The organism is Streptomyces coelicoflavus (assembly GCF_003112555.1).
Classification (GTDB): domain Bacteria; phylum Actinomycetota; class Actinomycetes; order Streptomycetales; family Streptomycetaceae; genus Streptomyces; species Streptomyces coelicoflavus.
In genome coordinates, this window is sequence record NZ_BEWB01000009.1 from 362,993 (window position 1) to 385,342 (window position 22,350).

Below are 22,350 nucleotides of genomic sequence, written 5' to 3' on the forward strand. Positions count from 1 at the left end.
CCCCGTGATCCTGCCGCACCCCACTGACACGCCCTCGGAGCCGCCCCGTGACCGACGCCCCGCCCGCCTTCGAACTGCTGCCGGGTGCCCCGCACTCCCCCGTGCTCCTGCACGTGCCGCACTCCTCCCGCACGGTCCCCGCCGACGTCCGGCCCGGCATCGTCCTGTCCGACACGGAGCTGGAGCGGGAGCTGGACCACATGACCGACTCGCACACCGCCGAGATCGCGGGGCGGGCCGCCGCACTGGCCGGTCTCACGCCGTGGCGGTTCGTGAACCGGGCGTCGCGGCTGGTGGTCGACCCGGAGCGGTTCCCGGACGAGCGGGAGGAGATGACGGCCGTCGGGATGGGCGCCGTGTACACCCGGACCTCGCACCGCGAGGTGCTGCGCCCGGACGGCACCGATCCCGAGCCGCTGCTCGAGCAATACTTCCGGCCGTACGCGCGGGCCATGACCGAGGCGGTCGCCGACCGGCTCGCGGCCACCGGACGGGCCGTGATCATCGACGTGCACTCCTACCCGACCGAGCCGCTCCCCTACGAGCTGCACGGCGAGGGGCCGCGCCCGCCCGTCTGCCTGGGCACCGACGCGTTCCACACGCCGCCCGCGCTGCTCGCCGCGGCCCGGACGGCGTTCGCCCCGTGCGGGGAGACCGGCCTGGACAGCCCGTTCGGCGGGACGTACGTGCCGCTGGACTTCTACGGGTGGCGGGCCGAGGTCGGCGCGCTGATGGTGGAGATCCGCCGGGACACCTACATGACCGAGCCGGGCGGTCCGGCCGGGCCGGGCCTGTCCCGGCTCGCCGAGTCGCTCGCGGCCCTCGTGGACTCCGTGACCGCCTGACCGGCCGACCCGCCGACCCGCCGACCATCGCCCGCCCCCCGGCCCCCCGCCCTCGGCTGGAGCACTCCCGCGCGACACCCGGGCGGGTGCGCGGCGAGGGTGGGGGGATGACGCAGGAGACCACGACGCTCACCGGCCAGACGCCGCCCCCGGTACGGGACTGGCCCGCCCTCGACCTGGACGGCCCGGAGTTCGACCCGGTCCTCGCCGATCTCATGCGCGAGGGGCCGCTGACCCGCGTCCGGCTCCCGCACGGCGAGGGCTGGGCCTGGCTGGCGACGCGGTACGACGACGTGAAGGCGATCACCAACGACCCGCGCTTCGGACGGGCCGAGGTGACGCAGCGGCAGATCACACGGCTCGCCCCGCACTTCAAGCCCCGCCCCGGCTCGCTCGCCTTCGCCGACCAGCCCGACCACAACCGGCTGCGGCGGGCGGTCGCGGGGGCGTTCACCGTGGGCGCCACGAAGCGGCTGCGGCCCCGGGCGCAGGAGATCCTCGACGGTCTGGTCGACGGGATGCTCGCCGAGGGGCCGGCCGCGGACCTGGTCGAACGGGTGCTCGAGCCCTTCCCGATCGCCGTCGTCAGCGAGGTGATGGGCGTTCCGGCCGCCGACCGGGAGCGCGTGCACTCCTGGACCCGGCAGATCATCTCCACCTCCGGCGGCGCCGAGGCGGCAGAGCGGGCCAAGCAGGGCCTGTACGGGTGGATCACCGAGACCGTCCGCGCCCGGGCGGACAGCGACGGCGACGACGTGTACTCCATGCTCGGCGCCGCCGTGGGCCGCGGCGAGGTCGGCGAGACGGAGGCGGTTGGGCTCGCGGGGCCGCTTCAGATCGGCGGCGAGGCCGTCACGCACAACGTCGGCCAGATGCTGTACCTGCTGCTCACCCGCCCGGAGCTGATGGCGCGGATGCGGGAGCGGCCCGAGGCGCGCGGCACGGCCCTGGACGAGCTGCTGCGCTGGATCTCGCACCGCACCTCGGTGGGCCTGGCCCGCATCGCCCTGGAGGACGTCGAGGTGCACGGCACGCGCATCGCCGCCGGCGAACCCGTGTACGTCTCCTACCTGGCCGCCAACCGCGACCCGGACGTCTTCCCGGACCCGGACCGCATCGACCTGGACCGCGAGCCCAACCCGCACCTGGCGTACGGCAACGGGCACCACTTCTGCACGGGTGCCGTGCTCGCCCGGATGCAGACCGAACTGCTCGTCGACACGCTCCTGGACCGGCTGCCGGGGCTGCGGCTGGCGGTCCCCGCCGACCAGGTGGCCTGGCGCCGCAAGACCATGATCAGAGGTCCGCGCACGCTGCCCTGCACCTGGTAGACCCGGGTAGGGGGGCGCCGGTGCGCTCAGGCCCGCAGCCACTCCGTGACGACCACCTCCCGGCCGGTCCGCAGCCGCAGTGCGAACGGGCCGGCCGGCGGGGCCTCGCCGGTGAACCGGCCCATGTCGTCGGCCGTCAGCCGCGTGTGCGTCCGCGGGCCGCTCAGCACCTCGATACCGGCGGGGCCCGGCGGCAGCAGCTGGCCGATCATGCCGTCCGCGGTCACCTCGACGTCGACGGTCACCCCGTCCGTGCTGAAGGTCAGCATCCGCGGCGGGTCGGACTCGCCCCTGACGGGGATGGCGTCCACCAGCGAGTCGAAGGTCAGCTCGGCGACGCGGGCCTCCAGGTCGTGCAGGGCGAACGCGTCGACCGCGACGCGCCGCAGGCCGGCCGGGACCGGGTCCAGGATCGCGGCGGCCTCCCGCAGTTCCTCCTCGAGCAGACCGTCGTGCAGCTCGCCGTCGCGCTCGTCGTACGCGCGCTCGTCCTGCCCGTCCCGCTCGTCGTACTCGTCGTACTCGTCGTTCAGGTCGCTCATTTCGTCCCCCGTGCCTCCAGCCGGGCCCGCAGCCGGCGCAGACAGCGCTGGCGCATCGGCCCGATGCTGCCCACCGCGATACCCAGCGCGGCGGACACCTCCTGATAACTGGGCGGTGGCGAGGAGATCAGTACCCGCAGCAACTGGCGGCACCGCTCACCCAGTTCCTCGAACTCCTGCCACAGCAGCCGTACGCGCTCGGTCTGCGCGGCGGCCTCCTCGGAGTCGAGCACCGACTCCTCCGGCGTACGGTCGTCGCTCGGCCGGTCGAGCAGCTGTGGATCGTCGGTCGGCGTCCACCGCCTGGAGGCCTTGAGCAGCTTCAGGCACTCGTGCCGTGCCGTGCTCGCCAGCCAGGAGCCGGTCTTCTCCGGTTCCCGGATCCGGCCCAGGTTCTGGGCGAAGCGGAACCAGGCGGTCTGGTACACCTCGTGCGCGTCGGCGTCGGACAGCCCGTGCGACCTGGCCACGGACCACACGAGCGGGCCGAGCCCGTCCACCAGTGATTTCCAGGCCGCCGCGTCCCCGTCGGCCGCCGACTGGACGAGCGCCCCGACATCTGCACGGTCCACGGTCCCACCCCTCGTGTACGACGTGCCATCGTACGCCGTGGAGCGGGTGGTTCCGACCGCCATCAGGCCGTTCACGACCCACCGGCCGACGGGTCCACGGGGAGCGGGTGCCAGGTGGGCGGCAGCATCGCGGGCACGTGCGCACCGCGCACCTCGGCGTACTCGGTGTTGGCAGCGAGCAGTTGCCGGCCGGCGGCGCGCGGGTCGGTCTCCTTGTGCGCCGTCATGTGCGAGGCGACCAGACCCGCGACCACCGGGGTGGCGAAGGATGTGCCGCTCCACCGCGCGTGCCCCTCGAACATCACCTGGTCCGGCTTGGCGGGCGCCTCCCCCGGTTCGCTCAGCACTCCGTTGTGGCGGGGGTACTGGCAGGTGCAGGCGTAGGCGAAGCCGAACCGGCAGGCGTCGTACGTGGAGTGCTGGTAGACGTACGGCACGGGCGTCCCGAAGCCGGTGAGGGCGCTGGTGAGGCGCTCGCCGGGGGCGTAGGCCCGCACCCAGCCGCCGTGGTTGCTGAAGCAGGCGCCGAACTCGCCGTCGGAGCGCAGCGCGCCGATCGACAGTACGGAGTTCTCCCAGCCGGGCAGGGTGGCGTAGGCGGCGGGCCAGAAGGGGGTGGCGCTGGCGTTGTTGCCCGCGGCCGCCACCAACAGGGTCCCCTGGTCGCGGAGTTCCTCCATGAAGGCGTGGACGCCGAGCAGTCCGTCGGTGCGGCCGTTGGAGGTGCCGGCGGAGAGGCTGAGGATCTCGGGCCAGCCGCCGCGGTCGACGGCCTCGAAGAGCTTCTCGCCCAGCTCCGACTCGAGGATCGCACCCGCGTCGTTGAGGGTGTTGCGGACGGTCACGTCGGTGTTGGGCGCGACGGCGGCGACCAGTCCGGCGATGAAGGTGCCGTGTCCGACGTACTGGCACAGGACGCCGTCGTCGTCGCACTCCCTGATCTGGGCGTCGCCCTCGGTGTGGGCCAGCAGCGGGTAGGACCGGTAGTCGTGCATGAGGCCGGTGTCGATGACGAGGACGCCGACGGCGGTTTCGGCGTCGTACGGCGTGCCGTCGGGGGCCGGGTTGGGCGGCTCGCTCAGCGGGACGGGCACGGGTTCGTCGCCGGGGCAGGCGTTGACGGCGATGGAGACGACGTGGTTGCGGCTGATCAGCCGGCGGCCCGCGCGGCCCTCCATGGTCCTCAGGGAGCGCAGGGCGTGGGCGACGGTGGGATCGCCGCCGCCGTCGCCCTCGGCCGGGTCGGCGACCTGGATGCGGGTGATGCCCGTCCGGTTGGTCTCGGGGCTCGCCCGGCGCACGTGGTCCGGTGTCAGGTCGGACATGGTGGTGAAGTGGTCGCGCACGGTGTCCTCGACGAGGCGGGCCTCCTCGCCGTCGCGGGCGAGGACGACGCCCTTCTCGTAGAGGAACTCGGCGGAATCGTCCGGGCCCATCGCCAGCGGGACGTCCGGCATCGAGCGCTGGATCTGGTCGAACTGCTCGCGGAAACGCTGTGGTGCCATTCTTGTCCTCCACTGAGCCGGCGGCGGTGACGACGGTGTGGGCCCGCGGTCGTGACCAGGGTGGTGGCTGCGGTCGTCAATCAGAGTCCCGGGGTGGCCGATTGATACAGACTCGAACCTGTGTGGCGTCCTTCCGGAGCACTACCATCCGTGGGGTGACAGCGCGAAACGACTCGGTTCTCGAACTGCTGCCGATGGTGTTCGCCGCCCCGGGCGAAGCGCTGACGCGGGCGGAGGAGTTGCTCGGCGCCGATCCCTCGCCGCTGCACGCCTCGGTCGCCCATCAGGTGATCGGCATCTGGCAGCGGGACTTCGGCGACACCCGGCTGGCCCTGGCCCATCTGCGGCGCGCCCGCGACCTCGCCGCCCGCGCGGAGTCGGCCGAGCGGGAGGCGGACGTGCTGGCCACGCTCGGGGTCGCCCTGGTGCACGCCGGGCGTACGCGGGCGGGGCTGGAGGCGTTCGAGCGGGGCGTGGCGCGCGGGAGCGGTCACACGCGCGCGCGGGTGCTGTACCGGCGGGCGTACGTGTGGTGGGTGCTGGGCCGGCACGGCGAGGCGCTGGAGGACGTACGGCGGGCGATCCCGGTGCTGCGTCAGGTGGACGACGTGATCTGGACGGCGCGGGCGCTGACGCTGCGGGCGACCGTGCACCTGGCCCAGGGCGCGGTGGAGCGGGCCGACGCCGACTTCACGGCGGCGGAGGCGCTGTGGGACACCACGGGCCAGGAGCACGACAAGGCCGACGCGGTGGAGAGCCGGGGACTCGCGGCGTTCCGGTCGGGTGACGTGCCGGCGGCGCTGCGGCTGCTCGACGAGGCGGCGGAGCGGTACGCGAAGCTGGGCACGCCGACGTTCATGCTGACCATCCGGCGCTGCGAGGTGCTGATGGCGGCGGGGCTCACCACAGAGGCGCTGGCGGAGGCGGACGCGGCGGTCGCGGCGCTGGACGGGATCGGCGGGCAGTCCACCCGCAAGGCGGAGTTGCTGCTGGTGGCCGCGCGGGCGGCCCGGCTGGCGGGAGAGCCGCAGACCTCGCTCGCGCGCGCCGCGGTCGCCGTGCGGCTGTTCGCCGGGCAGCGGCGCACCTGGTACGAGACGCACGCCCGGCTGGTGCTGCTCGAAGCCCGGGTCGCCACGGGGCGCGGGTCGGGCCGGCTGGTCGCGGACGCGGCGGCGGTGGCGGAGCGGCTGGCTGCCTTCGGGGCGCCCGCCGCGCCGGAGGCCTCGCTGCTGGCGGGCCGGATCGCGCTGGACCTCGGCTGGACGGCCGACGCGGAACGGCATCTGGCGGTGGCCGCGCGCAGCCGGCACGGCGGGCCGCCGCTGGCGCGGATGACGGGCTGGGCGGCGCAGGCGCTGCGGGCGCGGGCGGCCGGGTCGGCGCGGGGTGTGCTGGAGGCCTGCCGGCGCGGTCTTGACGTCCTCGACGACCACCGGATGACGCTGGGCGCCTCGGAGCTGCGGGCCCGGGCCACCGCGCAGGGCGCGGAGCTGGCGGCGCTGGCACAGCGGGCGTCGCTGGTCTCGGGCGGGCCGCGGCGGCTGCTGGGCTGGAGCGAGCGCTGGCGGGCGACGGTGCTGTCGGCGCCGCCGACCCGGCCGCCGGCCGATCCGGTGCTGCTGACCGCCATGACGGCGTTCCGGGAGCTCGCGGCCCGGGCGGAGGAGGCCCGTTCGGACGGCGGCCGGCCCGCTCCCGCGCTGGAGCGCGAACAGCGGCGCCTGGAACGGGAGATCCGCTCCCGTACCCTGCACATGCGGGGCGAGGCACCGGACGACGGCGACCGGTTCGACGTTCGCCGGCTGCTGCGGCGGCTGGGCGACGACGTCCGGCTGGTGGAGCTGGCGGTGCTCGACGGACGGGTGCAGGTGCTGCTGTGCGGGCAGGGGCGGGTGCGGCGGTTCGAGGCCGGACTGCTGGCCGACGCGGAGGCGGAGGCGGAGCACGTACAGGCCGGTCTGCGGCGGCTGGCGCATCCGGGCGCCGAGGCGCGGCTGCCGCTGGTGGAGGCCGCGGGCGCGCGGCTCCAGCACCTGCTGCTGGGCCCCGCCGCGGCGCACCTCGGCTCCGGGCCGGTCGTCGTGGTCCCGCCCGGCCGCCTGCACCGGGTGCCGTGGGCCCTGCTGCCCGCCCTGCGCGAACGGGTCCTGAGCGTGTCGCCGTCGGCGAGCAGCTGGCTGCGCGCGCGGGACACCTCACCCCCGCCCGGCGGCCGTCAGGTCCTGGTCCGCGGCCCGGGCCTGGCGACCGGCGGCGCCGAGATCACGGAACTCGCGCAGCGGTACGGGGCGGCGCGGACGCCGGCGGCCGGGGGCGGGTACGAGGCCCCACTCGGGGTCCCTGCCTCGGCGGGGGGTGCGGGGAGTGCGTTCGTGGCGGCCGGCCCGGTCCCGGGCGGTGGGCCCACCGTGTTGGAGGAGGACGCGGCGCGGGTGCCGCGGGTGTTGCGGGAGCTGGACGGGGCCGCTTTGGCTCACATCGCGGCGCACGGGACCTTCCGGGCGGACAGCCCCTTGTTCTCTTCGCTGCGGATGGCGGACGGGCCGCTCATCGTGCACGACTTCGAGCGGCTCGACCGCAGCCCGTACCGGATCATCCTGCCCTGCTGCGACACGGCGCGCTTCGCGTCGGTCGGCGCCGACGAGCTGCTCGGCCTGGTCACGGCGCTGCTGCCGCTGGGTACGGCCGGGGTGGTGGCGTGCACCGCGCCGGTCAACGACGCCGCCGCGGTGCCGCTGATGCTCGCGCTGCACAAGGGGCTGGACGCGGGCCTGTCCCTGGCGGAGGCGCTGCGCGACGCGCGGGCCTCGCTGCCGGACGACGCGGTGCACCAGGCGACGGGGTGGGCGTTCACGGCGTTCGGGGCGGCCTGAGGTATGGGCCCGAGGTAATGGCTCGAGGTAATGGCCCGGGGCACCGGGTGCCCCGGCCGCCGGGTCAGGCGGGCAGCGGCTCGGGCAGTTCCGGCAGGTCCGTCAGCCAGGGCAGGGCGCCGCGATCGCCCGCGCCGAGGCGGGTGTAGGCGCCGTAGAGGTGGTTGCCGACGGTGCGGACGGAGAGGGTGAGCCGCTCCGCGATCTGCCGGTTGCTCAGGCCCGCGGCGGCGAGCGTGACGATCTGCCGCTGACGGGCGGTGAGTTCGCCGAGCACCAGGCCCGACAGCGCGGGGGTGCGGGCGCCCTGGCAGCGCCGGGCGAGGGCGGCGGCCCGGGTACGGGCGGTGCGGGCGGCCCGGGGGTCGCGGTGGGCGGGCACCGCCTGGGCGCTCGCCTCGGCCGCGAACAGCAGGAAGCCACGCGCTTCCAGTTCCTCCGCGACCCGGTCGAGCGCCGGTCCGTCCCGGCGCTCGAGGGCGTCGGCGTGCGCGGCGAAGACACCGGTCAGCCGGCCGGTCACCCGCTCGGGCGCGCCGAACCGGACGGCGTCGTACGGGTCGCCCGCGGCGGCCGTCCGGACCGCCTCGTCGAGGTCACCGCGCGCGGCGGCGGCCCAGGCGGCGCCGGCTCCCGCCGTACCGCCGCTCCCTGCCGGTTCGTCGCCCGACTGTGCGACGGCCAGGGCGAGTTCGTCGCGGCAGGCCGCGTCGTCGTGACCGTCCCGCAGGCCCGCGCGGGCCCAGGCCGCGGCGTCGCGCAGCCGGCCGCCCAGCCGTGCGTACCGGGCCCGCAGCGCCGGGTAGGCGGCCGGCAGTGGCGCTCCCTCGGCGGCCAGCCAGTCCCCCACGGGGGTCTCGACCGGCCGTACGTCCGCCTGCGCGACGCGCAGGGCGAGGAGGGCCCGCTCCGCTTCCAGGGCGGGTCCGGTGCGGTCGGAGGCGCGGGCCAGGCGCCGGGCGCGCAGCCGGCCCGCGGCGGCACGCAGCACGGGGCCGTGCAGCGGGTGCGCGAGACGGGTGGCACCGTCGCCGTCGACGGTGACCAGGCCCTCGGCCTCGAGGTCCTCCAGGGTCCGCAGGTCGAGGGCGTCGAGGTCCGGGTCCAGGGGCAGGGGCTCGGCGAAGGCGAGACGGTCGAGGGTCTCCCGCTCCTCGGTGCGGACGCGGTCGAGGACCCGGGCGGTGCGCTCCCGCACCGCCCGGGTGACCGGCACGGGACCCCGCCACGCGCGCAGGTCCGTGCCCGGCACCGGCACGAGCAGCCCCTCCTGGCGTACGGCGGTCAGCAGTTCGCGCAGCAGCCGCAGGTCGCCCCGGCTCAGACGGTGCAGCCGGTCGACGGTGAGCGGCTCCAGGACGGTGTCCGCGCCCGCCGTGAGGAGTTCCGCGGTGTCCTCGCGGGGCAGCGGTGCCAGGGCGAGACGCGGCAGCAGTTCCCCGGACCACAGCCGCGACACGGCGTCCGGTGCGGGGACGCCGTCGGTGGCGACGACCAGGAGGCGGGTGCGGCCGTGCACGGCGAGCTGGTGCAGCAGGGCGGCGGAGGAGTCGTCGAGCAGATGGGCGTCGTCGACCAGCAGCAGCCGCACACCGGACAGGAGGTGGACCGCCCGGTGCAGGGTGACGGTCTCGGGCAGCAGGTGGGCGAAGGCGGCGAAGGGGATGCCCCGGGTCTCGGGCGTCCCGGCAACCCTGGCGCAGTCCGCGCCGCGTACGGCCTCCGTGACGAGCCTGGTCTTGCCCGCACCGGCCGGGCCCGTCACCACGAGGCCGCTCCGTCCGGCCGCCACCGACCGCCGCACCAGCTCGAGTTCGTCCACCCGCCCGGTGAACGGCCAGGGGGCGTCCAGCGCCTTCGTGTCCCGCGGAGAAGTCGTCACAGTCGTCACGGGAACATGAGTCGGCCTACTCATCCTTGATACAGGGTGACTTGAGTACCCCTCGACTCAGGCGCCGGGGGCGGGCCGGACGGCACCCTGACGACCATGACCGCACGCTACTGCTCGCTCGCGCGGCAGCCCGCCCCCGTGCTCGCGCCGGGGCTGGCCGCCGAGCGTGCCGCCGCGCTCGTCGGCGGGCAGCGGATGTGGGTCAACGGAACCGTGCTGCACTACTGCTTCCTCGGCGGCGACATCGACGCCTCGGTGGTCCCGATGCCCGGCACCGGACGGCCCCGGCGGGGTTCGTGGGTGGGGACCGAGGAGCAGCGGGACGTCGTGCGCGACTGTTTCCGGGAGTGGCGGGACCTCGGCATCGGGATCGGTCTCACCGAGGTCCACGACCGGTCGGAGGCGGAGCTGCGCATCGGCTTCCAGCCCGGCGACGGGTCCTGGTCGGCGGTGGGCAAGGACGCGCTCCGGGTCGGTCTGAACGACCGTACGATGAATTTCGGCTGGGACCTGACCGCACCGGGTGAGCGCGCGACGGCCCTGCACCAGATCGGGCACGCACTCGGCATGCTGCACGAGCACCAGAGTCCGTTCGCCGGCATCCTCTGGGACGACGAGGCGGTCTACGCCGAGCTGGCGGGCCCGCCCAACCACTGGAGCCGGGAGCGGACCTTCCACAACATCCTGCGCAAGCTCGACGACGACGAGGCCAACGGCCCCGTCTGGGACCCGCAGTCGATCATGGAGTACCCGTTCCCGTCGGGTCTGATACTGGAGCCCGAGCACTACCGTTCCGGTCTGCGACCGCCCGGTGTCCTCTCCGCCGCCGACAAGGAGTTCGCCCTGCGCTGGTACCCGCCCGCCGGACGGCCCGGTCCGCTGGTGCCCTTCCGCTCGGTGCCGCTGGGCCTCGGGCCCGGCGAGCAGGCCGACTTCCGGGTGGATCCGCCGGAGACCCGCGAATACACCGTGGGCACCTTCGGCGACAGCGACGCCGTCGTCGTCGTCTTCGAGGAGCGGGACGGCGTGCCCCGCTACTTCGCCGGACAGGACGACGGGGGAGACCCCCGCAACGCCACGATCAGGGCCCGTTTCGTCAAGGGCCGCCGCTACGTCGTCCGGGTGCGCCTGTACTCCTCGTGGGGTGCGGGCGAGACGGCGGTCATGTACTGGTGACCGCACGACTCGCAGACGCCCGGGCGCCGTGGTCATGGACCGGCGCCGGGGGCCGGCCGCGGAACGTCTCCTTCGGGGGAGGGCGGACGTTCCGCGGCCCACGCCGTGTCCGCCGCTGGGGGGCGGCGGACACGGCCATTCGTCCGAGGAGACCGGGCGGGGCGGGGCCCGTACCCAAGTGAAAAGGGTCTCCGCGAGCTTCCGCCCGCGAAGACCCTTCGCATACCGTCGGGACGACAGGATTTGAACCTGCGACCCCTTGACCCCCAGTCAAGTGCGCTACCAAGCTGCGCCACGTCCCGGTGCGCGATCCGCGTTGTCCGTGATCGCGCTGGTCAAGCCTACCCCATTCGGTGCGGGGACGAAGCAGGCGGCCACCCGCTCGGACGATCACATGGCGAGACGGCTTTGCACCGCCCCGCCCACCGGGCGTTACCTCGCACGGTGCGTACCGAAAGAACCGAACGAACAGACCGAACCGACGGAACCGGACACCTCGGCGGCGACGGGACCGGTGACCGCTCCGCGCGGCGTGCCGTCACCGTCTTCCCGGTCCTCGTCCTCCTGGCCGGCGCCCTCGGCCTGCTGCTCCCCGGAAGTTTCACCGGGTGGAGCGAGGCGGTGCCGTACCTGCTCGGCGTCGTGATGTTCTGCATGGGCATCACCATGACCCCGGAGGACTTCCGCGGGGTCGTGAAGCGTCCCTGGGCGGTGGCACTGGGTCTGGTCGCGCACTACGTCATCATGCCGGGGCTCGGCTGGGCGATCGCCCACCTGCTCGACCTCCCGCCCCAGCTCGCCGCGGGCGTGATCCTGGTGGGGTGCGCGCCCAGCGGTACGGCTTCCAACGTGGTGACCTACCTGGCCCGCGGCGACGTCGCCCTGTCGGTCTCCGTCGCGACCGTGTCCACGCTGGTCGCTCCGCTGGTCACCCCGCCGCTGACGCTGCTGCTGGCCGGCGCGTACCTGCCGGTGGACGCCGGGTCCATGGTCACCGACATCCTCAAGACGGTGCTACTACCCGTCCTCGCGGGCGTCGTCGTACGGCTCCTCGCGGGACGGTACGTCCAGCGGGCGCTGCCGGCACTGCCGTGGCTGTCCGCGCTGACGATCGCCGTGATCGTGGCGGTCGTCGTGGCGGGCAGCGCGGACGCCATCAAGTCGGCCGCGGGGCTGGTCATCGTCGCCGTCGTGCTGCACAACGGGCTCGGACTCGCCCTCGGTTACGGCGCGGGGCGCCTCGGCCGGCTGGGCGAGCCCGGCAGTCGCGCCATGGCCTTCGAGGTCGGCATGCAGAACTCGGGCCTCGCCGCGTCGCTGGCCACCGCCCATTTCAGCCCCCTGGCGGCGTTGCCGGCCGCGGTGTTCTCCGTCTGGCACAACGTCTCCGGTGCGGTGGTCGCGGCGTGGTTGTCGCGCCGGGGGCGGTGACAGCACCTGCGGTCGGCCGAGCGGGGCCGTGACCTGCGGTGGGCTGAGCGGGGGGCCGTGACCCGCGGTCGGCCGGGCGGCCGCGACGAAGTGTCCGCGCACCCGGCCGGATCCCGCACACCCTGTCGCCCCCGGCGCCCCGCACGGTCCGGTTAGCGTCGCGGCATGACCCACAGCTTCGTTGTCCACGTGCCCGACGCCGAGCTCGAACCCGAGCCGCTCTCCCCCGGCCAGATCGTGTCCGGCACGCCCGAGGTGACCGGCAGGGTGGTCTGGGAGTCACCGGACGGACGTCAGGTGCGGGGCGTCTGGCAGATCACACCGGGCGTCGTCACCGACACCGAGGCGGACGAGATGTTCGTCGTGCTGAGCGGCTCGGCCACCATCGAGGTGGCGGACGGCCCGACCCTCACCGTCGGACCGGGAGACCTGGCCGTGCTGCGCGAGGGCGACCGTACGACGTGGACGGTGCACGAGACACTGCGCAAGGCGTACGCGATCAACCTCGGTCAGGCGTCCTCGACCAGCCCGGCCTCGTAGGCGACGATGGCCGCCTGCACCCGGTTGCGCACCCCCAGCTGCTGGAGGATGGCGCTGACGTACGCCTTGATCGTGCCCTCGACCAGGTACATGCGCCGGGCGATCTCGGCGTTCGACAGGCCGGACCCGAGCATGGCCAGGACCTCGCGCTCCCGTTCGGACAGTACGGCGACCCGCTCGCCCGAGGCCGAGGAGCGGGGCGAGGGCGCCCGGCGCAGCTCGGTCATCAGCCGGCGGGCCACCAACGGAGACAGGCAGGCACCCCCGGCCGCCACCGCGCGCACCCCGGAGATCAGGTCCCGGGGGTCGGACGCCTTGAGCAGGAACCCGGCCACCTGCTGGTCCAGGGCCCGCTCGATGTAGCGGTCCTCGCCGAACGTGGTGAGGACGATCACCGCGGTGTCCGGGTTGGTGGTCCGCAATTCGCCGGCGGCCGCCAGACCGTCCAGCTCCGGCATCCGGATGTCCAGGAGTGCCACGTCGGGTCGGTGTCTGCGGGCCAGTTCGACGGCCTCACGTCCGTCGGCGGCCTCGGCGACCACCTCGATGCCGGGCTCGGTGGTGAGGATGGCGCGGACGCCGGCCCGCACGATGCTCTCGTCGTCGGCGACCAGTACGCGGATCATCCGGTCCTTCCGGTGGTGGTGTCGGGGGCTGTCCCGGGGCTTGTCCCGGGGGCGGCGGCCTCTGTGGGAGGAGGCCTCTGCGGGGGCGTTCAGAGTCTGTCCTTGGTGACCAGGACGTCGTCCGTGAAGCACAGGCGGTACATCGTGCCGGTGAGGTCGAACAGGCCCTCGCTCGCCCGGTAGTACTCGCATGCGGCGCCGGGCGGAGCGGCAGGTTCGGTCAGGGTGGGCGGCGGCTCGCCGATCCGCCGTGCCGGAAGGACCGCCTCGAGTTCCGCGCGCGTCTCGCCGAGCCGGACGCGTCCGTAGTCCCCGGGCGCGAGTGACGTGGTCGCCGAGGTGGCGACGTAGAGGCCGGTGAGCAGGGCCGCGATCGCGACGCCGAGCAGCACGGGCAGCAACGCGGCTCGCCGGGCGTCGCCGCGCAGCCGGGCCCTGGTGCGCAGCAGCGCCGTCCGCGCGGTGCTCCGCCCCGGCCGGGCGCCGTCGGCGCGGGCGGGGTCCCCGGCCGGTGCCGCGTACGCGTCCCCTTCGTCGTCCGCGAGCACGGCCCGGGGCGCCCCCGGCGACCGGCTCGTCGCGTCGGCACCGTGCGGAGCGGCGGCCCTCGGTGGTGGCGCCGACGGGATGTGCGGGAGCCGTGCGCGCACCTCGAAGCCGTTCCCGCGCGGGCCCGCCCGCAGCGTGCCGCCCGCCAGGCGCACGCGTTCGTCCAGGCCGATCAGTCCGGCACCGCTGCCGGTGGCGGCGCGGCTCCCGGCGCGGCGCGGCGTCTCGTTGACGACCGAGACCACGGTCTCGTCCGGCCGGTGGAGCACCCGTACGGAGACCGGTGCGCCGGGCGCGTGCTTGGCCGAGTTGGTCAGGGCCTCCTGGACCACCCGGTAGGCCGCGAGGCCGGCCAGGGTGGGCACACCGGGTTCGGGGGCCGCGGGGGCCGCGCCCTCCTCCCGGAAGTCCACCGGCGCGGCCGCCCCCTCGAACCGGCGCACCAGCCCGGCGATCGACTCGTGGGCGGGCACCAGGGAGGGGCCGGCGGAGCCGCCGTCCTCCCGCAGCAACCCGATGGCCTCGTGCAGCCGCTCGGTGGCGAGGGTGCAGCGCTCCCGCAACTGGCCGACGACGGCCCGGTGTTCGCCGGACAGCTCCCTGGACAGTTCGAGTCCGCCGGCGAGCAGGGCCATGGCGCTCAGCTCGTGGCCCAGGGAATCGTGGATGTCCTGCGCGATGCGGGCCCGTTCCCGGTGCCGCGCCTGCTCGGCGACGAAGCGCTGCCGCCACTCCAGTCGTTCGGCGTGCTCCCAGCCCGCGTGGGCCAGCGCGGCGCGCTGCCTGCGCCAGTTGCCGGCCCACCACGGCAGTACGCAGGAGGCGAACTGGAGCATCAGCAGGCTCAGCGCGTCCTTGGCCTCGGCCACCGCGCCGACCAGCAGGACCCCGGTCACCGTGGCACCGGCGAAGACCAGTTGGGCGGGCCGGATCCGGGACACTCGGCGGCCCGCGCTCCAGCTCAGCACCGCCGCCGCCACCGCGGGCCAGGCACCGGCGCCGAACCACGGCAGGAAGAGGGCGAGCAGCGCCGCCGCCAGCAGGGACACCGGAGGAGCCGCACGCCGCAGCGCCACCCCGACCGTGACGACCAGGCAGGCGGTCAGCCAGACGGCCGGGGCGGCGGCGGGCACCCTCGTGTCCAGGGCGGACGGGGCCAGCAGGACGAGGAGCAGCCCGTGGTCGCCGGGCCGGGTGAAGGGGCGGTCGGCGGCCACGTCACGCAGGAGCTGCCCGGTGAGCCGGCGTATGTCCTGCCATCTGCGCATGCCGGAACGCTACAAGACCGCCTCCCGCCCCGGGACCTGCCGAAAGTCGATGCGTTCGCTGCCTTTCGCCGGATGTCACCGCCGCCCCTGTCTCCCTAGCGTTCCGGGCATGCCACTGGAAGGAGCGATCGCACCATGATCACGTCGGAACGGCTGACCAAACGGTACGGCGACAAGGCGGCCGTCTCGGACCTCTCGTTCACCGTCGCCCCGGGGAAGGTCACGGGCTTCCTCGGGCCGAACGGCGCGGGCAAGTCGACCACCATGCGGATGGCCGTCGGCCTCGACACACCGACCTCGGGCCGGGTGCTGGTGGGAGGCAGGAGATACGGGGAACTGCGCCACCCGCTGCGCAGCGTCGGCGCGCTCCTGGACGCGCGGGCCTGCCACCCCGGCCGCTCGGCGCACCGTCATCTGCTCGGTCTGGCCCGCAGCAACGGCATCCCGGCCTCCCGGGTCGGCGAGGTGCTGGAGACCGTCGGACTCACGGAGGTCGCCGGGAAGCGGGTCGGCTCGTACTCCCTCGGGATGGGCCAGCGGCTGGGGATCGCGGTGGCCCTGCTGGGCGATCCGGAGGTGCTGCTCTTCGACGAGCCGGTCAACGGGCTCGACCCGGACGGCGTGCGGTGGGTGCGGGAGCTGATGCGCTCGCTGGCCGGGGAGGGGCGGACGGTGCTGGTCTCCAGCCACCTGATGAGCGAGATGCAGGAGACCGCCGACCACCTCCTGGTCATCGGCCGGGGACGGATCCTCGCGGACGCCCCCATGGACGAGGTGATCGCGGGCAGTTCGCTGACCGCCGCCCGCGTGCGGACGCCCGAGCCCGAGGCCCTGGAGCGGGAACTGCTCCGGCGGGGCCTGCGGGTCGACCGGGACGGGGGTCTGGAACCCGGCGAACTCGTCGTCGTCGGCGCCACCCTGCGGGAGATCGGCGACCTGGCGTTCACCCACCGGATCCCCGTCCACGAGCTGAGCATGCGCCGGGCCAGTCTGGAACAGGCGTACATGGAACTCACCGCGGACAGCGTGGAGTTCGGCTCGCCCGCCCTTTCGCCGCTCCTCGACACCCCCACCACCACTCCGAAGGTCTGATCCGCCATGACGAAGACGACGACACCTCTCCCCCGGCCCACGGGCCCCGGCAGGGGCGGCGGGTTCCGGGGCGCGCTCGCGTTCGAGTGGACGAAACTGTGGAGCGTGCGGGCCACCTGGTGGAACCTCGCCGTCGGTCTCCTGCTCACCGTGGGCTTCGCGGCGATGGTCGGCGCGTCGGCCGACGCCAGCGCGAAGAAGGGCATCGACGTCACCATGCCCGCTCCGCACCACGCGTCGCAGGCGTTCCTCATCTCCCAGCTCACCGTGGTGGTCCTGGCCACCCTGGCGCTGACCGGCGAGTACTCCAGCGGCTCCGTCCGCACCACCTTGCAGGCCGTCCCGGCGCGCGGCCGGATGCTGCGGTCCAAGACGATCGTCGTCACGGCCGTCGTGGCGGTGGCGGGCTGCGTGTTCAGTGTGCTGGGCACCCTCGTCGCGGCGCCGCTGATGAGCGGTCACGGGGACTACACCGGCGGCGAACTCCTCGGCACCGCACTCGGTGCCGGTGTGTACCTGGCCGCCCTCGCGGTGATGTCGGTGGGCATCGGCAGCCTGCTGCGCAGCGCGGCGGGGACGATCACGACCCTCATCATGGTGCTGCTCGCGCTGCCCCAGCTGATGGGCGTCGTGGGCGCGCGATGGCTGGAGACCGCCTCCGACTACATGCCGAGCGTCGCGGGCACCGTGCTGCTCACGCAGGACCACGACCCCTACGGCGGCGGCGCCGCGCTGGCGGTCGTCGTGGTGTGGTCGCTCGTCTGCTACGGCGCGGGGTCCGCGGTGCTGCGCCGGCGCGACGCCTGACCCCGCGCCGGAGCTTTGTCCTGTCAAAAGGTTGACATGATGCGGACGTGCCCCGGAGGGTGGGCGGGTCAGAGCAGGGACCGGTTCGCAGAGGGGCTCTCATGGTGGACGCGCTCGGTGTCGCCGTCGTCGGTTTCGGCTGGATGGGGCGGGTGCACACCCAGGCGTACGCCCGTGTCCGGCACCACTACCCGCACCTCCCGCTGCGCCCCGAGCTGGTGGCGGTCGCCGAGGAGGTGCCGGGGCGGGCCGAGGAGGCCGCCGAGCGGTTCGGCTTCGCCTCGGCCACCCGCGACTGGCGCGAGGTGGCCGCCGATCCGCGGGTCCACGCGGTCAGCATCACGGCCCCGAACTTCCTGCACCGCGAGATCGCCGTGGCGATGGCCGGGGCGGGCAAGCACATCTGGATCGAGAAGCCGGTCGGGCTGACCGCCGCGGACGCCCGCGCGGTGGCGGACGCGGTGGCCGAGGCGGGGGTGCAGGGCTCGGTCGGCTTCAACTACCGCAACGCGCCCGCCGTCGAGGCGGCCCGCGACCTGATCGCGGCCGGCGAGATCGGCACCGTCACCCATGTCCGCATCCGCCTCTTCAGCGACTACGCGGCCCATCCCGAGGGGGCCCTCACCTGGCGGTTCGAGCGGGAGCGCGGGGGCAGCGGGGTGCTCGGCGACCTGGCCTCGCACGGCGCCGACCTGGCCCGTTTCCTGCTCGGCGAGATCGCGTCCCTGACCGCCGACACGGCCGTGTTCCTGCCCGAGCGGGCCCGGCCGACCGCGCCCACCGCCGGTCACTCCCGGGCCGCGGGCGGCGAGCCGGGGCCGGTCGAGAACGAGGACTACGTCAACTGCCTGCTGCGCTTCGCCTCCGGGGCCCGGGGAGTCCTGGAGGCCTGCCGGGTCTCCGTCGGCGAGCAGAACAACTACGGCTTCGAGGTGCACGGCACCACGGGCGCCGTGTACTGGGACTTCCGCCGCATGAACGAACTGGGCGTCAGCCGCGGCACGGCCTACCAGGACCAGCCGGTCAGCACGGTCTACGTCGGCCCCGGGCACGGCGAGTTCGCCGCCTTCCAGCCGGGCGCCGCCAACGCCATGGGGTACGACGACCTGAAGGTGGTGGAGGCGCACCGCTTCCTGCGCTCGATCGCGGAGGGCACCCCGTACGGCGCGACCCCGACGGACGCCGTGCACAGCGCGGCCGTGCTGGACGCGATGACGCGGTCGGCGGAGCGCGGCGCCTGGGTCAGTCCCGAACTGCCCGGGTGACGGCGCCGCGTCGGGCCCGCGTCGTGATCGCGACGCCGCCGTCGGCCGTCGCCACCACCCGCCCGGGGCCGCCAGGGGCTGCCGGCATCCGTCCGGGGCGGCGGCACGCGTCACGCGGTCGCGGTGTCGGGCGGCATGTTGTGCGGTGTGACGACCTGGATCGCCGACGGCCGCGCCGGACCGGCGGGCGGCAGGGCGCCGTGGGCCCGCATCACGTGCCGGCAGGCCTCGCGCAGGTCCTGGCGCAGATCGTGGTGGAGGACGACGGACAGGCGCCGCTCGCGCAGCAGCCGGGTGTTGTCCTGGTCGAGGTCGTGGGCGACGAACACGTCGCAGGGGCGGCCGAGGTCCGCGAAGGCGCGCAGGGTGGCGATGTTGCCGCCGCCCATCGAGTAGACCGCGCGGATGCCGGGGTCGCGTTCCAGCGCGGCCCGGACCAGGTCGTACTGGGTGGCGTCCAGTCCCTGGCCCTCGGCGGTCTCGACCAGGGCCCGTCCGGGGTGGCGGGCCCGCATGACACCGCGGAAACCCATCTCGCGCTCCTCCTCGTTGCGGAAGAAGCCGCTGCTGAGGCTGGTGAGGACGTTGCCCGGGCGGTCGCCGAGCCACTCGCCCATGAGATAGGCGGCGGTGGCGCCGGCCGCGCGGTCGTCGATGCCGACGTAGGCCACCCGGGGGCTGGTGGGCAGGTCCGTGGCCAGGGTGACGACGGGGACACCGGCGGCGGTCAGCCGGCTCACGGCGGCGGCCACCTCGGGGACGTCCGGGGCCTTGAGGATCACCCCCTGCGAGCCGCGACGGGCGATCCGGTCCAGGGTGCCGGTCAGTTCGTCCGCCGGGCCCGTCTCGCGGAAGTGGAAGCGGCAGCGCACCGCGGCGGGGTGCAGGGCGGGCAGTTCGGCCTCCAGCGCGGTCCGCACGGCGGTGGAGAAGCGTTCCGGGGCCTGCATCACGATGTCGCACATGAACGTGCGGCCGACCAGCCGGACCTGGGTGCGCTGGCGGTCCAGATCGGCGATGGCCCGGCGCACCTCGTACGCGGTGCTCTCGCGCACCCCGCCCCGGCCGTTGAGCACCCGGTCGACGGTGGCCTCGCTCAGGCCCGCCTGACGTGCGATCTCCCGGATCGGGAAGGGGTGTCCCATGACCGGCTCCTCGGCTTCGTCGGCGCGGCACAGGCTGAGGGGTTTTTGATGGCCGCCTGCTGGTTGTTCGACGCGTTTGTCAGGACAAGAATGACAGCACCGCGTCGCCCCTGTCAGCGAAAGGACGACGATGCCCCCAGCGCCCGTCCCCGCCCAGCGCCTCCGGCTGTCCGCACAGGACTGCGATCTCGGCGCCTTCCGCGCACTCGTCGAGCGGCCGACCGACCCGGCCGCGTACCCCCGGGCGGCCGCCGTGCGGCAGAACGTCCCCGTGTACGCCGCCGGGGAGCTGCGCGACGACGCGCGCACGGCGGCCGAACTCGTCCACGCCCTCGCCGACGGCCCCGGCATCGTCGTCCTCGCGGGGGCCTTCCCGGACCCGGCGGTGGTCGACCGGGCCACCGCGGTGTTCGACGCGCTGATCGCCGGGCAGCGCGCCTCGGGTGCGGCCGCCGGTGACCACTTCGCCGCGCCGGGGGCCAACGACCGGGTGTGGAACGCCCTGGAGAAGGCGGCCCTGCACGACCCCGAGGCGTTCGCCGACTACTACGCCAACGAGCCCCTGTCCCTGGTCGCCCGGGCCTGGCTGGGTCCCGGCCACCAGGTCACCTCCCAGATCAACGTGGTCAATCCGGGCGGCGCGGCCCAGACGGTGCACCGCGACTACCACCTCGGCTTCCTGTCCGCCGAGGCCGCGGCGGCCTACCCGGCGCACGTGCACCGCCTCTCCCCCGTGCTCACGCTCCAGGGCGCGGTCGCGCACTGCGACATGCCCGTGGAGTCGGGGCCCACGATGTACCTGCCGCACTCCCAGAAGTACGAGCCGGGTTACCTGGCGTGGCGGCTGCCGGAGTTCCGGGCCTACTTCGAGGCGCACCGCGTGCAGTTGCCGCTGGCCAAGGGCGACGCGGTGTTCTTCAACCCCGCGGTGTTCCACGCGGCGGGTGCCAACCGCTCGACGGACGTCCGGCGCATGGCCAACCTGCTGCAGATCTCCTCGCCGTTCGGCCGCGCCATGGAGACCGTGGACCGGGAGGCGGTGGTGAACTCCGTGTACCCGGTGCTGCTGAGACGGAAGGCGGAGGGCGTGGGCGAGGGATGGCTGGAGCGGGTGATCGCCGCGAGCGCGGAGGGCTACCCCTTCCCCACCAACCTCGACCGGGACCCGCCGGTCGACGGTCTCGCCCCGCCCTCCCAGGCGGACCTCGTACGGCGGGCGCTGCGCGAGGAGTGGACACCGGACGCGCTCCGCGCGGAGCTGCGGGCGGGCCACGAACGACGCGAGAGCCGGTGACCGGGGCCCGGCGGGGCGCGGACCCCGGCACGGACACCCCGCACCACCCCACACAAGGAGCAGCGAAGCGCATGCGTATCGGAATCCTCGGCCTCGGCCGCATCGGCGCCTTCCACGCCGAGACCCTCGCCGGACTCGAAGCCGTCGGCTCGCTGGTCGTCGCCGACCCGTTCGCGGACGCCGCGCGGGCAGCCGCCGAGCGGTTCGGCGCCGAGGTCGCGGACTCCCCCGAGGCGGTGCTGGCGGCAGGCGTGGACGGTGTGGTGGTCGCGGCGGCGACGGACGCCCACCCGGCTCTGATCCTCGCCGCCGTCGAGGCGGGCGTGCCCGTCTTCTGCGAGAAGCCCGTCGCCCGCACCATGACGGAGGGCGTCGAGGTGCTCAAGGCGCTCGCGGGCCACGACGTGCCGGTCCAGATCGGCTACAACCGCCGCTTCGACGCCGGGTTCGCCGCCGCGCGGGCCGCGGTGCTCGGCGGTGAGCTGGGCACGCTGCACACCGTACGGTCGACCACGCTGGACCCGGCGCCGCCGCCGGCCGCCTACGTCGCCGCCTCCGGGGGCATCTTCCGAGACTGCTCGGTGCACGACTTCGACGTCATCCGCTGGGTGACCGGCCGGGAGGTGAGCGAGGTGTACGCCGTCGGCGGCAACCGCGGCGCCGGCTTCATCCGGGAGGCGGGCGACGCGGACACCACCGGCGCGATCCTCACCCTGGACGACGGCACCATCGCCGTCGTCTCCAACAGCCGTCACAACGCCCGTGGTTACGACGTCCGCATGGAGATCCACGGCTTCGACGACTCGATCGCCGTCGGCCTGGAGGACAAGCTGCCGCTGCGCTCGGTGGAGCCCGGCGCGACCTTCCCGGCCGGTACTCCGCACGACTTCTTCATGGACCGCTTCGCCGCCGCCTACCGCGCCGAGCTGACCGCGTTCACCGAGGTCGTCGCCGGTACCCGCACCTCCCCCTGCACGGTCGAGGACGCGCTGGAGGCGGGCTGGATCGCCGAGGCGTGCACGCTGTCGCTGCACGAGCACCGGCCGGTGACGATCGCCGAGGTGCGGCGCGGCTGAGCGGGCGCACGGGGTCCTGGCGGGCCGGCGGGGTCAGCTCGCCGGCTCGCTGATGTTCACCATCCAGGGGACGCCGAACCGGTCCGTGCACATGCCGAAGACGTCGCCCCACATCTGCTTCTCCAGGGGCACGGCGACGGAACCGCCGGCGGACAGCTTCTCCCAGTATCCGCGCAGCTCGGTCGCGTCGTCGCCGCTGAGGCTCACCGAGAAGTTGCTGCCCGGCCGGTACTCCATTCCGGGCGGGGTGTCGGCGGCCATCAGGGTGAAGCCGCCCGGCGTCTCCAGCATGGCGTGCATGACCTTGTCGGCGAAGGCGGGGTCCGGCATGCCGGACTCGCCGAACGTGTTCAGCGCCAGGGTGCCGCCGAACACCTGCTCGTAGAACTCCATCGCCTGTCGGGCGTCGCCGTCGAAGCTGAGGTACGGGTTGAGACGCGAGGTCATGGCTGCCTCCCTGAGCGGGCCGAGGTATGGGTGTCAGTGCTGCGCACGCTAGCGCGCGGCACTGACAACGGC

At 74.5% G+C, this 22,350-nt stretch carries 19 protein-coding genes and 1 tRNA gene; 11 read left to right on the forward strand and 9 right to left on the reverse strand.

Annotated features, from left to right (window positions below):
- The first annotated feature begins 47 nt into the window (after window positions 1-47).
- Window positions 48-845 (forward strand): N-formylglutamate amidohydrolase, encoded by a 798-nt coding sequence (locus Sco07f_RS23425; protein ID WP_108989088.1) that lies wholly within the window; start codon window positions 48-50, stop codon window positions 843-845.
- Between the two features lie 107 nt (window positions 846-952).
- Entirely contained in the window at window positions 953-2,176 is a 1,224-nt protein-coding gene (locus Sco07f_RS23430) for a cytochrome P450 (RefSeq protein WP_087788642.1), read from the forward strand.
- A 26-nt stretch (window positions 2,177-2,202) separates the two neighbouring features.
- Here Sco07f_RS23430 and Sco07f_RS23435 read toward each other — a convergent pair whose 3' ends face one another.
- The 3 genes from Sco07f_RS23435 to Sco07f_RS23445 all read right to left on the reverse strand — a co-directional run bounded on the left by Sco07f_RS23435 (window position 2,203) and on the right by Sco07f_RS23445 (window position 4,795).
- On the reverse strand, window positions 2,203-2,718 hold the full coding sequence (locus Sco07f_RS23435; RefSeq protein WP_087788643.1) for a hypothetical protein: 516 nt from the start codon (window positions 2,716-2,718) through the stop codon (window positions 2,203-2,205).
- Window positions 2,715-3,290 (reverse strand): RNA polymerase sigma factor, encoded by a 576-nt coding sequence (locus Sco07f_RS23440; RefSeq protein WP_042822734.1) that lies wholly within the window; start codon window positions 3,288-3,290, stop codon window positions 2,715-2,717. Before Sco07f_RS23440 ends, Sco07f_RS23435 begins: the two co-directional genes overlap by 4 nt.
- 71 nt (window positions 3,291-3,361) lie before the next feature.
- The gene (locus Sco07f_RS23445) at window positions 3,362-4,795 is read right to left on the reverse strand and encodes a S8/S53 family peptidase (protein ID WP_108989089.1); all 1,434 of its coding nucleotides are present in this window, start codon (window positions 4,793-4,795) and stop codon (window positions 3,362-3,364) included.
- Window positions 4,796-4,989: 194 nt separating this feature from the next.
- Here Sco07f_RS23445 and Sco07f_RS23450 point away from each other — a divergent pair, with 194 nt between their 5' ends.
- Entirely contained in the window at window positions 4,990-7,671 is a 2,682-nt protein-coding gene (locus Sco07f_RS23450; protein WP_167468196.1) for a CHAT domain-containing protein, read from the forward strand.
- A gap of 64 nt (window positions 7,672-7,735) precedes the next feature.
- Here the strand turns inward: Sco07f_RS23450 and Sco07f_RS23455 are convergent, their stop codons facing one another.
- Window positions 7,736-9,586: a LuxR family transcriptional regulator AbsR2 gene (locus Sco07f_RS23455; protein WP_108989091.1), complete on the reverse strand. Its 1,851-nt coding sequence runs from the start codon at window positions 9,584-9,586 to the stop codon at window positions 7,736-7,738.
- A 72-nt stretch (window positions 9,587-9,658) separates the two neighbouring features.
- Between Sco07f_RS23455 and absR1 the strand changes: the two genes are divergently transcribed.
- Window positions 9,659-10,738 (forward strand): beta-glucuronidase AbsR1, encoded by a 1,080-nt coding sequence (gene absR1, locus Sco07f_RS23460; RefSeq protein WP_007389156.1) that lies wholly within the window; start codon window positions 9,659-9,661, stop codon window positions 10,736-10,738.
- Window positions 10,739-10,966: 228 nt separating this feature from the next.
- Here absR1 and Sco07f_RS23465 read toward each other — a convergent pair.
- Window positions 10,967-11,040: transfer RNA gene (locus Sco07f_RS23465), tRNA-Pro, on the reverse strand.
- 142 nt (window positions 11,041-11,182) lie between these two features.
- Between Sco07f_RS23465 and Sco07f_RS23470 the strand changes: the two genes are divergently transcribed.
- Together Sco07f_RS23470 and Sco07f_RS23475 are read left to right on the forward strand one after the other, a co-directional pair.
- Window positions 11,183-12,169, forward strand: a complete 987-nt coding sequence (locus Sco07f_RS23470; RefSeq protein ID WP_108989092.1) for a bile acid:sodium symporter family protein — start codon at window positions 11,183-11,185, stop codon at window positions 12,167-12,169.
- A gap of 165 nt (window positions 12,170-12,334) precedes the next feature.
- Window positions 12,335-12,709 carry a cupin domain-containing protein gene (locus tag Sco07f_RS23475; RefSeq protein WP_108989093.1) on the forward strand — a complete coding sequence of 125 codons (375 nt, stop codon included), beginning with the start codon at window positions 12,335-12,337 and terminating at the stop codon, window positions 12,707-12,709.
- Here Sco07f_RS23475 and Sco07f_RS23480 read toward each other — a convergent pair.
- Window positions 12,679-13,335, reverse strand: a complete 657-nt coding sequence (locus tag Sco07f_RS23480; RefSeq protein ID WP_007389157.1) for a response regulator — start codon at window positions 13,333-13,335, stop codon at window positions 12,679-12,681. The genes Sco07f_RS23475 and Sco07f_RS23480 overlap by 31 nt on opposite strands.
- Before the next feature lie 89 nt (window positions 13,336-13,424).
- Complete coding sequence (locus Sco07f_RS23485) at window positions 13,425-15,152, reverse strand: sensor histidine kinase (protein WP_108989094.1); 1,728 nt, start codon at window positions 15,150-15,152, stop codon at window positions 13,425-13,427.
- Window positions 15,153-15,287: 135 nt separating this feature from the next.
- Here Sco07f_RS23485 and Sco07f_RS23490 point away from each other — a divergent pair, with 135 nt between their 5' ends.
- The 3 genes from Sco07f_RS23490 to Sco07f_RS23500 all read left to right on the forward strand — a co-directional run bounded on the left by Sco07f_RS23490 (window position 15,288) and on the right by Sco07f_RS23500 (window position 18,316).
- On the forward strand, window positions 15,288-16,244 hold the full coding sequence (locus Sco07f_RS23490; RefSeq protein ID WP_108989095.1) for an ATP-binding cassette domain-containing protein: 957 nt from the start codon (window positions 15,288-15,290) through the stop codon (window positions 16,242-16,244).
- 6 nt (window positions 16,245-16,250) lie between these two features.
- Complete coding sequence (locus Sco07f_RS23495; RefSeq protein ID WP_108989096.1) at window positions 16,251-17,051, forward strand: ABC-2 transporter permease; 801 nt, start codon at window positions 16,251-16,253, stop codon at window positions 17,049-17,051.
- 101 nt (window positions 17,052-17,152) lie between these two features.
- Window positions 17,153-18,316 carry a Gfo/Idh/MocA family protein gene (locus Sco07f_RS23500; RefSeq protein ID WP_108989097.1) on the forward strand — a complete coding sequence of 388 codons (1,164 nt, stop codon included), beginning with the start codon at window positions 17,153-17,155 and terminating at the stop codon, window positions 18,314-18,316.
- A 110-nt stretch (window positions 18,317-18,426) separates the two neighbouring features.
- Here the strand turns inward: Sco07f_RS23500 and Sco07f_RS23505 are convergent, their stop codons facing one another.
- Window positions 18,427-19,461: a LacI family DNA-binding transcriptional regulator gene (locus Sco07f_RS23505; RefSeq protein ID WP_108989098.1), complete on the reverse strand. Its 1,035-nt coding sequence runs from the start codon at window positions 19,459-19,461 to the stop codon at window positions 18,427-18,429.
- Window positions 19,462-19,591: 130 nt separating this feature from the next.
- On the opposite strand from Sco07f_RS23505, the gene Sco07f_RS23510 reads away from it, so the two are divergent.
- Together Sco07f_RS23510 and Sco07f_RS23515 are read left to right on the forward strand one after the other, a co-directional pair.
- Window positions 19,592-20,755, forward strand: coding sequence for a phytanoyl-CoA dioxygenase family protein (locus tag Sco07f_RS23510; protein ID WP_108989099.1), 1,164 nt, complete (start codon window positions 19,592-19,594; stop codon window positions 20,753-20,755).
- Between the two features lie 71 nt (window positions 20,756-20,826).
- A complete protein-coding gene (locus Sco07f_RS23515; RefSeq protein ID WP_007389145.1) occupies window positions 20,827-21,831 on the forward strand; it encodes a Gfo/Idh/MocA family protein in 1,005 nt (334 codons plus the stop codon).
- Window positions 21,832-21,864: 33 nt separating this feature from the next.
- On the opposite strand, the gene Sco07f_RS23520 is transcribed toward Sco07f_RS23515, so the two are convergent.
- Window positions 21,865-22,278 (reverse strand): VOC family protein, encoded by a 414-nt coding sequence (locus tag Sco07f_RS23520; protein WP_054101922.1) that lies wholly within the window; start codon window positions 22,276-22,278, stop codon window positions 21,865-21,867.
- Between the last annotated feature and the right edge of the window lie 72 nt (window positions 22,279-22,350).

Bases quoted from the DNA above. Each gene is read 5' to 3' on its own strand.
- Sco07f_RS23435 (WP_087788643.1), bottom strand. From the start codon at position 2,718: ATGAGCGACCTGAACGACGAGTACGACGAGTACGACGAGCGGGACGGG.
- Sco07f_RS23495 (WP_108989096.1), top strand. From the start codon at position 16,251: ATGACGAAGACGACGACACCTCTCCCCCGGCCCACGGGCCCCGGCAGG.
- Sco07f_RS23490 (WP_108989095.1), top strand. From the start codon at position 15,288: ATGATCACGTCGGAACGGCTGACCAAACGGTACGGCGACAAGGCGGCC.
- Sco07f_RS23505 (WP_108989098.1), bottom strand. From the start codon at position 19,461: ATGGGACACCCCTTCCCGATCCGGGAGATCGCACGTCAGGCGGGCCTG.
- Sco07f_RS23515 (WP_007389145.1), top strand. From the start codon at position 20,827: ATGCGTATCGGAATCCTCGGCCTCGGCCGCATCGGCGCCTTCCACGCC.
- absR1 (WP_007389156.1), top strand. From the start codon at position 9,659: ATGACCGCACGCTACTGCTCGCTCGCGCGGCAGCCCGCCCCCGTGCTC.
- Sco07f_RS23475 (WP_108989093.1), top strand. From the start codon at position 12,335: ATGACCCACAGCTTCGTTGTCCACGTGCCCGACGCCGAGCTCGAACCC.
- Sco07f_RS23445 (WP_108989089.1), bottom strand. From the start codon at position 4,795: ATGGCACCACAGCGTTTCCGCGAGCAGTTCGACCAGATCCAGCGCTCG.
- Sco07f_RS23450 (WP_167468196.1), top strand. From the start codon at position 4,990: ATGGTGTTCGCCGCCCCGGGCGAAGCGCTGACGCGGGCGGAGGAGTTG.
- Sco07f_RS23485 (WP_108989094.1), bottom strand. From the start codon at position 15,152: ATGCGCAGATGGCAGGACATACGCCGGCTCACCGGGCAGCTCCTGCGT.
- Sco07f_RS23480 (WP_007389157.1), bottom strand. From the start codon at position 13,335: ATGATCCGCGTACTGGTCGCCGACGACGAGAGCATCGTGCGGGCCGGC.
- Sco07f_RS23455 (WP_108989091.1), bottom strand. From the start codon at position 9,586: ATGAGTAGGCCGACTCATGTTCCCGTGACGACTGTGACGACTTCTCCG.
- Sco07f_RS23510 (WP_108989099.1), top strand. From the start codon at position 19,592: ATGCCCCCAGCGCCCGTCCCCGCCCAGCGCCTCCGGCTGTCCGCACAG.
- Sco07f_RS23500 (WP_108989097.1), top strand. From the start codon at position 17,153: ATGGTGGACGCGCTCGGTGTCGCCGTCGTCGGTTTCGGCTGGATGGGG.
- Sco07f_RS23430 (WP_087788642.1), top strand. From the start codon at position 953: ATGACGCAGGAGACCACGACGCTCACCGGCCAGACGCCGCCCCCGGTA.
- Sco07f_RS23520 (WP_054101922.1), bottom strand. From the start codon at position 22,278: ATGACCTCGCGTCTCAACCCGTACCTCAGCTTCGACGGCGACGCCCGA.